The organism is Marinomonas sp. FW-1 (assembly GCF_005222245.1).
In the GTDB taxonomy this organism is placed as follows: domain Bacteria; phylum Pseudomonadota; class Gammaproteobacteria; order Pseudomonadales; family Marinomonadaceae; genus Marinomonas; species Marinomonas alcarazii.
On sequence record NZ_CP025987.1, the window covers coordinates 789,572 to 802,477 of the forward strand.

A 12,906-nucleotide genomic window follows, 5' to 3' on the forward strand; every position below is an offset into this window, starting at 1 on the left:
TTTAGTCAACATTTTGTTAAGATGGCGCCAACTTGCCGATCAAACCTGTTGATTGATGTTTAGGTGAACGGGCGTCGGTGTTCTAAGGTTTATTTTTTTAAGGTTTTCCTCATGTTGTATCCCATTATTAACTTAGTGGTTTTCGCTTTGTTAATTGCATTGCTGTTTAAGCTTCAGAAAGCAAAAAAGACACTGTCTACCCAAGTGTTTACTGGTTTGGGCTTAGGTGTTGCCTTTGGTGCTGCGCTGCAATTTATCTATGGTGTTGGCAGTGCAGAAGCAAGCGCCACGCTAGAGTATGTAAATATAGTTGGTTATGGCTATGTTAGCTTGCTGAAAATGATCATTATGCCGTTAATTTTGGTGTCTATTATTGGCGCTATCATTAAGGTGAAAGACACCGGTTCTTTGGGCAAGATGTCTGGCGGTATTATCGGTATCTTGTTAGCAACTACGGCAGCTTCTGCCTTGATTGGTGTTTTTGTCAGTAATTTATTTGGTTTGTCTGCAGACGGTATCGTACAGGGCGCTCGTGAAATGGCGCGTGGTGCGGCATTAGAAACACGTCTTGATGGTCTGGCTAGTGTGTCTTTTGCTGACATGATTACGTCTTTCTTCCCTGGTAATCCTTTTGCTGATTTAGCGGGTAGTCGTCCGACTTCTACAATCGCTGTGGTGATTTTTGCTGCCTTCGTCGGGATCGCTGGGGTGACAGTTGCCCGCTCTGAGCCAGAATTAGGCGCAAGTTTTGAACGTTTTGTTGATGTAGCTCAATCAATTGTTAGAACCTTGGTTCGTATGGTGCTAAGCCTTACGCCATATGGTATTTTGGCTCTGATGACTAAGGTCGTTGCTGGTTCTAATGTTGATGACATACTGACGCTGCTTAACTTTGTTGTGGCCTCTTATGTTGGTTTGGCACTCATTTTAGTCATGCATTTATGTTTATTGGCTTTCAATGGTATTTCACCTCTGCGTTACTTTAAGAAAGTCTTGCCAGTATTGTTGTTTGCCTTTACTTCCCGTTCGAGTGCGGGAACGATCCCGCTAAACATCGATACTCAGGTAAAACGTCTGGGTAACGGTGAGGGGGAGTCAAACTTTTCGGCTTCTTTTGGTGCGACGATGGGCCAAAATGGTTGTGCTGGTTTGTATCCAGCCATGTTGGCCGTGATGATCGCGCCAACTGTGGGCATTAACCCGTTGGATCCAAGCTTCATCATTTCATTGATTGCCATTGTGACGGTTAGCTCGTTCGGTATTGCAGGTATTGGTGGTGGCGCGACATTCGCCGCATTGATTGTCTTATCCGCTTTAGATATGCCAGTTGCATTAGCGGGTTTGTTAATTTCTATTGAGCCTTTGATCGATATGGGGCGAACAGCCGTAAATGTGAATGGGGCAATGACTGCCGGTAGTATTACATCTAAATGGCTTGGTCATTCAGATTCGAGTGTGTTTGAACAAGATGAAGTGCCTGAAGCAGAGCTGAAAAACAGTTAATGATATAGGGCTGCAATATTTTGTTTATATAAAACCACCTTCGGGTGGTTTTTTTATGAATTTTTTTGGAGAAGTATTAACTGCGGTAGTTAATAAAAGAGCGCAAATTTTTTGCTGATCTATATTAATGATATTGGGCATGCAAAGTGCATGATTTCGTCTAAGCTTGCTTTATAACAACGACAAGGAGAGGCTAGTGTCCTTATTTTCAAATCTAAAAGTATCTCATTCGGTTGCCATTGTTGGCATATTACCCTCACTTTTTGCGATTATTATCGTGGCGTTTTTGGTCACAGATCTTAATGAACAAGTGGATGAGGGAGTGCTTGCGGAAGACATGGTAAAGCTATCAACTATTCTTGATGGGGTAGCACATAATTATGCTGTAGAGCGTGGTTTGAGTGCAGGTTTTTTGGGAAGCAAAGGCAGTAATGGCGCCGAGGCATTATTAGCTCAGCGTAAGGTGGCTGATAGTGCAGAAGAAGCCCTTCGCAATATTGATGAAGATGCTTTTGAAAAATTGTCGTTAGATCGTTTGAATCGCTTGCGAAATCCTGTTTTGAATTTGTTAAAGGATAAGAGTCAGATCCGTCAAAAAGTGGATGCGTTAGCCGCGGATAATGGCGCCTTTGATTTTTATTCTGAGGTCAACCGTAAAGCTCTTGGTTCGATAGAGCGTGTTATTTTAGATGTGAGTAATCGCGATATTGCTAAAGCACTTGAAGCTCGCTTAAGTTTGTTGTGGATGAAGGAGCGAGTCGGTCAGTATCGTGGTGCACTGAATGGCGTCTATGCCGCTAAGACGACAACCTTAATGCGCCAGTCTCAGATTGCGGCTTTTATTATTGATGAGGAGCATCAATTAGAACACTTTATGGTGACGTCATCCGATAAGGAGCAAGCCTTGCTGGACACGGCGATGAAAAATGCAAAATGGCAGGCGGTCGACCAAGCGACTAAGGATTTTTTGGCGTTACAGGATGTGTCCTCTGTGAACGGCCCCGCTGATTGGTTTGCGCTTGCGACGGCGAAGATAGGTTTGATTAAAGGTGTTGCTGATCAGGTTAGTACAGAGATCAAAACGTTAAGTAGCGCCATGACAGCGCAAAGTAAGCTGTATCGTAATGGGCTGGTGATTGGCTTTATTGTACTGATTACACCGGTTATTTTGTTGGCATTTTCGTTGACTCGTTCCCTAACAAAACGTGTGGAAGAAATTAGCCGAGCATTATCTAATGTCTCTGTAGAACGTAATTTAGTCGGCCGAATTGAAAATACGTCGAAAGACGAATTGGGTGAAATTATCCAATATCTCAATGTTCACTTAGATCATCTGAGTGAGTCATTTCATCTGATGGTGGATATGGCATCAGAATCAAAAGAAAGCATGAATGTATTAAGTGGCTATTCTAAAACTGCATTAGAGGAAACCAAAGACCAGTTTAATCAAACCGATCTTATGGCTTCTGCTGTAGAGGAGATGTCTCTGACCAGCAACACTATTTCTCAGGATATGCAATCCTCAGCGGAGGCGACGGAAAGTATTCGTCAGCAGAGTACCCAAGGTTCAGAACGTATGCAGAGTATTCTGCAATCTATCGCAAATTTATCATCTGAAGTGGAAGGTGGTCATAAAGCGGTACAGTCTGTGACGGATCATACGGAAGAAATTAGCAGTATTCTGCAAACCATCGAATCTATTGCTGAACAAACGAATTTGTTAGCCCTTAATGCCGCAATCGAGGCGGCTCGAGCAGGAGAGCAAGGTCGAGGTTTTGCGGTAGTGGCAGACGAAGTTAGAACGCTGGCGCAGCGTACACAAAATTCGACGGAAGAGATTCGTTCGATGATAGAAGCCTTGGTAGGTTCTGGTAAGAGTGCGCTTCAATCAATGGGGCAATGTGCCAACATGGCAACGGAAACATCGAATGTAGTGACTGAGAACGTCACTATGATGCAAGGCTTATTTGAGGCCATAGAGCATTTGGCTCAAACAATTGAACGAGTTGCTACCGCGTCTGAAGAACAATCACAGGTCTCTGAAGAAATTAATAAGAACATTCAAAATGTCAGCGAACGTTCCGAACGAATTCTGGACATGGTGAATAAAACCGATGAAGGGGCAGGTCAAGCCAAGCAGCGTTTTGAAAACGTATTGAAAGAGATTAGCTCTTACAAGTTGAGTTAGTTTTTCCTCACGATGACATCTGGTTCTAGCGTTGAGAGGCAGATGTCATCTTAGTTTAATAGGTTTGTTCAATGTTGTTTTCTTCCATGAAGGCTTCGCTGCTAAAAGCGCCGATCAATGTGCCTAAAGAAATTGACAATGCGATGATGAAAATAAGCGATTTGATGGATGGGTTTTTAATGTGTTTTCTTAGGGTGAAGTAAGAGAGTAGTGCAGCTAAATATAAAACAGCGGCATTTAGGTTAAAGAGGAAGTAGAACATAATCTCGAATGTCCAAAGAGATTCGCTGCTTTTGAAGTCATTAAGAGACAGAGTTGTGTAAGCGAAGGCGAGGAATATAGCGGTAATGGTAGGTAGAATTTTATAGACAAAAAGCTTTTCTTCTTTCAATAGGACGTAGCCTATTCGTAGAGAGTAAAGGAAGCTGATCGCCCAGAATAAAAACAGAGGAAGAATGATAATTCCCATGACGCGTCCTTGATGTAAGTAAGTTGTTATTTAATCTTATGCGCTGTTCAAAGAAAAGCCACAGTAGCGGTATGCTCACTGTGGCTTTATTTTAGCAGACTCACTGAAAATTAGTCTGGCTTACGGTTACGACGCGCTGGCGCTAATGGTTTGCTACGTAGACCTTGTCCAGGTGTCATTTCTGCTTTCGGTGCTGCAGGGCGACGTTTGCCAGATTTAGGCGCGTTACCTTGCTTTGCTCCAGCGTGTTGATCGCGTGGGGCTTTCGGTTTTTTCGGCTTTTTGGGTTTAATTGGGCGCGTATCAAGGGTGGTATCAGGCAACATGTGTGTTGGAATGAAGTCATCTTCATAACGACGTTCAATCAGCTTCTGAGTCAGGCGCTCAATGGCACGTAATTGATCCAGTTCGTCAGCAGCAACCAATGAAATTGCTTTGCCTGTCGCACCAGCGCGGCCAGTACGGCCGATGCGGTGAACGTAATCTTCAGCCACATCAGGTAAATCAAAGTTGACAACGTGAGGCAGCTGTTCGATGTCTAGACCACGAGCGGCAATGTCGGTTGCAACGAGAATGCGAATGCGGCCTTCTTTAAAATCGGCTAGGGCACGGGTGCGTGCGCCTTGGCTTTTATTGCCGTGAATAGCACTAGCACGAATGCCAGCGTCTTCTAATTGTTTGGTGATCTTGTTGGCGCCGTGTTTGGTGCGAGAAAATACCAAGGCTTGATCCCAGCGACCTTGGGCTATAAGTTGAATCAATAATTCCGATTTACGTTTTTTGTCTACTGGGTGTAACCACTGCTCAACAGAAACGGCTGTCGCATTGCGTGGCGTAACAGAGATTTCAACCGGGTTGTTGACTAAGCCTTTCGCTAGTTGGCGAATCTCTGGAGAGAAGGTCGCAGAGAACAATAGGTTCTGGCGTTTTTTTGGTAAGATGGCTAGGATCTTTTTGATGTCATGAATGAAGCCCATGTCTAACATGCGATCGGCTTCATCTAAAACCAGCACTTCCAATTTATCGAAACGCACGGCTTTTTGGTTGTACAAATCCATCATACGACCAGGCGTCGCAATAAGAATATCTGCGCCGCGTCGAAGTGCCATCATTTGAGGGTTGATTTTGACGCCACCAAATACAACGGTCGACTTAAGACCTAGGTGCTGGCCGTAGTTCTTTACGCTTTCAGCGACTTGAGCGGCGAGTTCTCGTGTTGGCGTTAACACCAAAGCACGAACCTGATTATTTTGCGCATGCTCGCCTTTACTCAGAATTTCAAGCAAGGGTAGGGTAAAACCGGCTGTTTTGCCTGTCCCAGTTTGGGCCGCGGCCATCACATCTTGGCCTTCAAGAATGGCTGGTATTGCCTGAGCTTGAATTGCAGACGGCTCAGTATAGCCTTGATCTTCAATGGCTTTTAGGATGGGGGCAGAAAGCCCAAGTTTGTTGAAACTCATAGATGTTCTCATGTTTTATAAAGGCAGGTGCAAAGCTGAAAAATCAGGTTATGCAAGAATTTCGCGAAGCTTACCTTATATCGGCTCTACATGCTATGTGGTAAGCCTCTTACTGAAATTTAACAGTATGCATATTAGTCTATTTTAAACATGTTTTAACAAGGTGTTGTTTTTGAGGTCGGCTATTTTTAGGCTCATTTTATCATTAGTGACATGGGTCGGTTTTATTTCAACGGAAAGTCGCTACTATGCCCTGTAGATTGTTTATAAAAATCTCATTTTAAAAGAGAGGGTGTTATTTGAAGCAGGTTAATCGTGTTGTGATTGCAGGTGCTGGGATTGGTGGCTTGTGTGCAGCATTAGCTTTGGCAAAGCGTGATATTCAAGTGGTGGTTTGTGAGCAAGCCGTAAGTCTTGGTGAGGTGGGGGCGGGTTTACAAATGAGCCCGAATGCCATGAAAGTTCTGCGTGAACTGGGTTTAGAGGCAGAGCTAAGCGCTTTTGCTTTTGTGCCTCAGAACGCTGCGATTCGACATTATAAAACGGGTGAATATTACCTTAAATCTCCTTTGGCGGAGCAAGCCGAAGTGCGATATGGCGCGCCTTATTGGCATTTGCACCGCGCTGATTTGCATCAGGTATTGGCGCAAGCCTGTTCCCAAGCGGGTGTGGAATTAGTGCTCAATTCAACGGTAGATTCTTACCGCGAAGATAAGGCGCTAAATCAAGTTTGTGTGTCCCTTGATGGTGGACGTGAAATTTGGGGGGATTTACTGATTGGTGCGGATGGCATTCGCTCAAAAGTACGTGAGCAAATGCTTGGAAAGGAGCGCCCCACTTTTATGGGGCAGGTGGCATGGCGTGGTGTTATTCCTGTGAGTGATCTGGCAGTTAATGTGAAGCCGGATGCCTGTGTTTGGGCGGGGCCTGGTCGGCATTTTGTCAGTTATTATCTGCGTGGTGGTGATTACGTTAACTTTGTTGCGGTTGAAGAGCGCAGTGATTGGCTGTCCGAATCTTGGCGTGAAGAGGGGGACATAGCCGAATTGAAACGAGTTTTTGCTGATTGGCACCCTGAGGTTAGCCAGTTGATTGCTTGTGCGAAAAGTACTTTTTTATGGGCTCTGAATGGGCGTGACGAATTGCCTACTTGGCATCAGGGACGAGTGGTTTTGTTAGGCGATGCTTGTCATCCAATGTTGCCTTTTATGGCACAAGGAGCGGCCATGGCAATTGAGGATGCGTATGTTTTGGCTGAAAATTTAGCTCGCTACGAATGCCATGCAGCATTGGTCGAGTATGAGCAAACTCGAAAGCCAAGAGCAACCAAAGTTCAGCAGATGTCGAAAGCCAACGCTGGTCTCTATCATATGCAGGGCGGTGTATTTGGCAAGGCGAAATTAAGAGCGCTCCAGGCCGCAGGTCGCTTTGTTCCTAATGTTATTCAATCTAAGTTGGATGCTGTTTATGGCCATGATGTAACTCAGGGGTGAGGAGTATCGCCTTTTAAATATGTAAGAAAAAAGTCTATTTTGTCATTTTGTGCTCTAAACTTTTCCTTTGAACTGTAATCATCTATGGTAAATAGGTAGCTTGACGGCTTTCAGTGCTCGTTTGGCATTTGTGCTCCTGAATTAAATGAATGAATCAAACACAAAGGGATGAGTTTATATGATAATTCTTTCGGTACTTTTTTTAGCAATAGGGCTAGCGTTGCTATTCGGTGGCGGTTGGTTAGTGGCACTTGACGGTAGTTCTTACTACGTTGTTGCTGGTGTTGCATTTATCGCTGTTGCTCTATTGCTAAGAAAGCGTAATAAAATAGCTAACCTTATTTATGCGCTCTTATTAGTGGGAACCTTGATTTGGTCGATTATGGAATCCGGTTTGAGCTGGTGGCCATTGGCGGCTCGAATGGGGCTTTTCTTAGTTCTAGCGATTCCTCTTCTTTTATTCGCTTTCTTCAAACGTCCTGCCGGTGGACGCTTGTTATTTCCTGTTTGGTTAGCGACTGCCTTGGTGACTATATCGCCTCTATTTATGACATCTCCAACGACGATCGAAGGGCAAATGACTCGCTCTGTTAGCATTCCTGACGCCGACATGGGGGATGTGAATCAAGGGGAGTGGAATGCCTATGGACGCAGTAACTTAGGTCAGCGTTTTTCGCCTTTGGCGCAGATAACCCCTGATAATGCTGACCAGCTTCAAGTTGCTTGGCAGTATCAAACAGGTGATAAAAAAGGTCCAAAAGACGTTGGTGAAACGACTTATGAGGCAACACCGCTAAAGTTGGCGAATGCTCTTTATGTGTGTACGCCACATAACTGGATTGTGGCTTTGGATGCCGATACTGGTGAAGAACAATGGGTTTATGATGCAAAAGTTCCTGAAGAAAGTCAGCGTCAGCATCAGACTTGCCGTGGTGTATCTTATTTACCGCCTTCGAATGCGCCTCTTCCTCCTGTTCAAAAATCATCTGTACCAGCTGAAAGCTTAACGAGTATGCAATGTGATGCTCAGTTGTTTTTACCTACGTCTGATGCTCGTCTAGTGGCTGTGGATCCAACCACTGGTGCCCGTTGTGCTAACTTTGCTGATAATGGTGAATTGGACTTAATGCACAATATGCCATTCAAACAGTCTGGTTATTATTATTCTACGTCGCCGCCAATAGTGGCTGGTGGTGTGGTGATTGTCGCGGGATCGGTGAATGATAATTATGCGGTGAACTCGCCTTCAGGTGTGATCCGTGCTTATGATGTAAAAACAGGTGAGTTGATGTGGAACTGGGATTCAGGCCATCCAGATGACACAACACCGATTGGTCCTAATGAAACCTATGCGACAAGCTCACCAAACAGTTGGTCTGTTGCCAGTGCTGATGAAGATCTAGGTTTGGTGTATTTCCCAATGGGGAACCGCACGCCGGATCAACTGGGTATGTACCGTTCTCCTGCGGAAGAAAAATACGCAACCTCTGTTGTGGCTCTGAGCCTTGAAACGGGTCAGGTTGCTTGGGTTCAACAATTTGTTCATCACGATTTATGGGATATGGACACCCCTGCCCAACCCGCGTTGTTGGATTTAGATACGCCAACGGGTAAGCAGCCTGCTCTGGTGGTGCCCACTAAGCAAGGTGATGTGTACGTATTGAATAGGAAAACGGGCGAGCCGATTTTCCCTATTACAGAAGAGCCTGCGCCACAGGGCACGATTCCTGGTGATTATGCTGCGAAAACCCAACCCACTTCGGCGTTGACGTTTAAGCCAGCTAAATTGACAGAGGCTGATATGTGGGGTGGTACACCTTTGGACCAGCTCATGTGCCGAATCCAGTTTAAGCAGTTACGTTATGAGGGCCGATACACTCCGCCTTCGTTGCAGGGAACCATCGTCTATCCTGGTAATTTTGGGGTATTCAACTGGGGCAGCATTGCCGTTGACCCTAAACGTCAGCAAATGTTTGGTATGCCGCTTTATCTAGCCTTTACATCAACCCTAGTGCCAAAAGATGGTGTTGATTTGGGAGAATCAAATAAGGGCGAGCAGGGCCTAAACTCAAATGAAGGCGCAGATTATGCGGTTGAGTTGAAACCTTTCTTATCGCCATTAGGCGTGCCTTGTCAGCAGCCACCTTGGGGTTATGTTGCTGGTGTCGATCTTAAAACGGGCAAAACGGTATGGAAGCATAAAAACGGCACAATTGAAGATATGACGCCACTTAAGCTACCAATCGAAATGGGTATGCCTGGAATTGGCGGTCCCGTTATCACGGATGGTGGTGTTGTCTTTATGGCAGCAGCCGTGGATAACTATTTGCGAGCTTATGATTTGTCTACGGGTAAAGAGTTATGGAAAGGGCGTTTGCCAGCAGGTGGTCAAGCAACACCAATGACATATTTGAACAGCAAAGGCGAGCAAATGGTTGTTCAGGTAGCTGGTGGACACGGTTCTATTGGCACCACGATTGGAGACTATGTCGTCGCTTATAAACTGAAAAAATAACCTAAGAGTTCTTTGCTTTATAGCTAGGTGGTTTTATAGCTAAAAGAAAAACCCAAGGTTAAGGCTAGCCAATAATGGTTTGTCTTAATGATTGGGTTTTTTATTGCTTGTGAGTTCTAGTATTGTGTATATGTCTATATTGAATAAAAAGGTGATCTATTTGATTTTTTGGTTATAACGTTTTGTGACAACGACATTGCTAATTATTATTGGTCTCGTTGACGACTTTTTACTATCATTCGCGCCTTTCTTCCCTAAGACCAAAAGTTGCAGGGTTAACTTAATCTGGAATCCTCAGACGATATGACTTCTAAATCTCCTTTGGCATTGTTGCCATTGTTACTTTTCCTTGTTCTTTTTGTTGGCAGTGGCCTTTGGTATCAGTCTGAAGGTGTCGATTTCGCCTTCTATCAGATCTCTGCACCTGTCGCTATTTTACCTGCGATTGCCTTGGCTATTTTGTTAGGTAAAGGACACTTCAATCAGCGTATTGAGACTTTTATTCAAGGCGTAGGTGATAACACGATTATCACTATGATCTTGATTTATTTGTTGGCTGGCGCTTTTGCCAGCGTAGCAAAAAGCGTTGGCGGAGTGGATGCAACGGTTAACTTTGGTTTGAGCATTGTACCTGCCTCTTTATTATTGCCGGGCTTGTTTGTTATCACCGCATTCGTTGCAACGTCCATGGGGACTTCCATGGGAACCATTGCCGCTATTGCGCCAATTGCCATTGGTGTTGCGGAAGCTGCGGATTTGCCTTTGTTATTGACAGTAGGGACTGTGATTGGCGGTGCGATGTTTGGTGATAACTTGTCGATTATCTCCGATACCACAATCGCGGCAACGAGAACGCAAGGCTGTGATATGCGAGATAAATTTCGCATGAACTTTAAAATTGCTTTGCCTGCGGCACTGGCGGCTTTGGTGTGGTTATTTTTTCAGAGTGAAGAAGCGCATATTGCCGATGTTCAAGATTACGAACTGATTCGAGTATTGCCTTATGTGGCCGTTTTGGGCTTGGCTGTGGCTGGGGTGAATGTCATCTTAGTCTTGTTTAGTGGCATTATCTTGGCGGGTGTGATTGGTCTGACGATGCAGCCTGACTATTCAGTGGCTTCTTGGTCCGCGGATATTTATGCGGGTTACACTGGGATGCAAGAGATTCTGATTTTATCTTTGTTAATTGGTGGTCTTGCTGGATTAATGAAATCACAAGGCGGCTTGGCTTGGTTGGTTGGTGCGATTGAGCGTATTAGCCGTGGCCTAGGAGCGAAAGAAGGCTCTACTCGTGCAGGAGAGTTGAGTATCAGTGCTGCTGTCGCGTTGACTAATTTATGCACAGCCAACAATACGGTGTCTATTTTAATTAATGGTTCAGTCGCAAAAGATATTGCTGAGCGCTACAATGTTGATTCGAAACGCAGTGCTAGCTTGTTGGATATTTTCTCTTGTGTGGTACAAGGTATCTTGCCTTATGGCGCGCAAATCTTATTGGCTTCTTCTTTAGCGAAGGTGTCACCATTAGAACTAATTAGTTATGTCCAATACAGTTGGTTATTGGCCGTTGCCGCTTTGATTTCTATTTTTATTAGCTGGCCTAAAGGTACGAAAGCAAATAAGGTTTAGTAACAAGCAATAAATTTTTAAAGCCTGCGAACTTAGTGATAGCTCACTCGGTATGCAGGCTTTTTTGTGTCTTGCATTTGGTAGGGGTAGCGCCTTTTCTGTCCAACATTATTATTTTTAAGTAAGGAAAGCTCTTGAAACAAGGGACTCATCTGAAAGCTGAATTGATTTTAGTCTTCGTCACTATTTTGGCGGGGTTTGGTTGGATCTTTTCAAAAGAAGCCATCTCAGGAATGCCACCGCAGTTTTTTATGGGGGTACGTTTTCTTGTTGCGGGTTTTGTTTTGTATCTTGCTGGGTTGAAATATTTTCAGGGGCTAAACTGGCAGGATGTTAAGCGGGCGGGTTTGGTTGGTTTGGTGATGGGGATCACCATGATGTTTTGGGTGAAAGGCTTAGATCAAGGTTCGAACTTAGGAGTGGGGGCTTTTATCGCCAGCCTAGGGGTTGTCTTGGTGCCTTTGATTGCGCGATTTATGTTTGGCGCTAGGCCACCATTGAGTATTTGGCTTGCCTTGCCAGTGGCTGTTTTAGGCTTGGCTTTTTTGGCATTGGATAATGGCTTGGATTTCGAGTTTGCCCATGTGTACTTTTTTTGTTCGGCGTTAGGCTTGGCGTTTCAGCTTAATTTATTGTCGCGTTTTTCTATGCGTATGCATGTTTTAGTATTAACGACGATTCAGTTATTGGCGGCAGGCTGTGTCTTATTGTTGCTATCACTGTTAACAGAATCGCTTCCGCACAGCATTAGTCTTGAGGTGGCCGGTTGGTTCCTTGCGAGTACTTTGATTGCCAGTAGTCTGAGGTTTTTATTACAAGCTTATGGGATGAGTTTGACGCCAGTAAGTCATGCGGCAGTTATTATGAATTTGGAGCCTGTTTGGACTGCTATCTTTGCGGTATTTTGGTTTAGGGAGTCGATGTCGGGTGGTCAGATATTTGGCTGTTTTTTGATCTTTGTTGCGATGTTAATTAGCCGCTGGCCTCAAATTAGGGGCATATTCAAAACGCGTAAATATTCATGAGAGAGTTTTAAACTTCTGAGTGAATATTTAATCGGGCAGAATCGTGTCTAAAGTTTGCTGATAGATTAACTGCGTTTCTTCGTTAAAAGGTCTGTTCTGTGAGTCCCATCTGGCCAGTAAGCCTTCAGTAAGCGTAACGAGTATTTCAATACGTGCGATGATTTCTGCTTTTGCCATTTTGGGGTATTGAGATTGAAGAATTTTTACCGCGCGAGCTTGTAAGCGGTTATTGGATTCCATATAGATTTTCTCGATAACAGGGTTACGTGATGCTTCCGCTTGGATTTCATAGTGCATCACTCTCATGCTATGAGTGTCTTGATTTTCTTCAGAAAAGTGTCGGTTTAGCCAATCTTTTTTATCTAAAAAAGACGCCATAAACTGTAATCTTTTTTCGGTAAATTGGTCTACTAAAGCGCAGATAATGTCATCTTTGTGTGCAAAGTATCGATAAATTTGGCCAACACTCAGTCCAGCTGTTTTGGCAATTTCGCTCATACTGGCTTTATGAAAGCCTTTCACAAGGGCGTGTTGTTCAGTGGCATCAATAATGCATTGCTTTCGCTGATCGCTGTGACATGGCGGCTTAATAGATCTCATTTATTTGCACGTTTTGACATATAT

The 12,906-nt window shown here is 44.3% G+C and carries 9 protein-coding genes; 6 read left to right on the top strand and 3 right to left on the bottom strand.

Translation table 11 applies throughout. The features are described 5' to 3' along the window. Positions 1–111 precede the first annotated feature (111 nt). Positions 112–1,503, top strand: a complete 1,392-nt coding sequence (locus tag C1X04_RS03660) for an L-cystine transporter (RefSeq protein WP_137169209.1) — start codon at positions 112–114, stop codon at positions 1,501–1,503. 196 nt (positions 1,504–1,699) lie between these two features. Continuing rightward, complete coding sequence (locus tag C1X04_RS03665) at positions 1,700–3,691, top strand: methyl-accepting chemotaxis protein (RefSeq protein ID WP_137169210.1); 1,992 nt, start codon at positions 1,700–1,702, stop codon at positions 3,689–3,691. Between the two features lie 55 nt (positions 3,692–3,746). Here C1X04_RS03665 and C1X04_RS03670 read toward each other — a convergent pair whose 3' ends face one another. Both C1X04_RS03670 and C1X04_RS03675 read right to left on the bottom strand, forming a co-directional pair. Continuing rightward, positions 3,747–4,160, bottom strand: coding sequence for a hypothetical protein (locus tag C1X04_RS03670; RefSeq protein WP_137169211.1), 414 nt, complete (start codon positions 4,158–4,160; stop codon positions 3,747–3,749). A 110-nt stretch (positions 4,161–4,270) separates the two neighbouring features. Beyond that, positions 4,271–5,620, bottom strand: coding sequence for a DEAD/DEAH box helicase (locus tag C1X04_RS03675; RefSeq protein WP_110575173.1), 1,350 nt, complete (start codon positions 5,618–5,620; stop codon positions 4,271–4,273). Positions 5,621–5,919: 299 nt separating this feature from the next. Between C1X04_RS03675 and C1X04_RS03680 the strand changes: the two genes are divergently transcribed. From C1X04_RS03680 to C1X04_RS03695, 4 genes are all read left to right on the top strand, one after another. After that, positions 5,920–7,113, top strand: coding sequence for an FAD-dependent monooxygenase (locus C1X04_RS03680; protein WP_137169212.1), 1,194 nt, complete (start codon positions 5,920–5,922; stop codon positions 7,111–7,113). A 178-nt stretch (positions 7,114–7,291) separates the two neighbouring features. Then, positions 7,292–9,628: a glucose/quinate/shikimate family membrane-bound PQQ-dependent dehydrogenase gene (locus C1X04_RS03685; protein ID WP_137169213.1), complete on the top strand. Its 2,337-nt coding sequence runs from the start codon at positions 7,292–7,294 to the stop codon at positions 9,626–9,628. 303 nt (positions 9,629–9,931) lie between these two features. Continuing rightward, positions 9,932–11,257, top strand: a complete 1,326-nt coding sequence (locus C1X04_RS03690; RefSeq protein ID WP_110575179.1) for a Na+/H+ antiporter NhaC family protein — start codon at positions 9,932–9,934, stop codon at positions 11,255–11,257. Positions 11,258–11,391: 134 nt separating this feature from the next. Next, positions 11,392–12,282 (top strand): DMT family transporter, encoded by an 891-nt coding sequence (locus tag C1X04_RS03695; protein ID WP_110575180.1) that lies wholly within the window; start codon positions 11,392–11,394, stop codon positions 12,280–12,282. A 27-nt stretch (positions 12,283–12,309) separates the two neighbouring features. On the opposite strand, the gene C1X04_RS03700 is transcribed toward C1X04_RS03695, so the two are convergent. Further along, positions 12,310–12,882: a TetR/AcrR family transcriptional regulator gene (locus C1X04_RS03700; RefSeq protein WP_110575183.1), complete on the bottom strand. Its 573-nt coding sequence runs from the start codon at positions 12,880–12,882 to the stop codon at positions 12,310–12,312. Between the last annotated feature and the right edge of the window lie 24 nt (positions 12,883–12,906).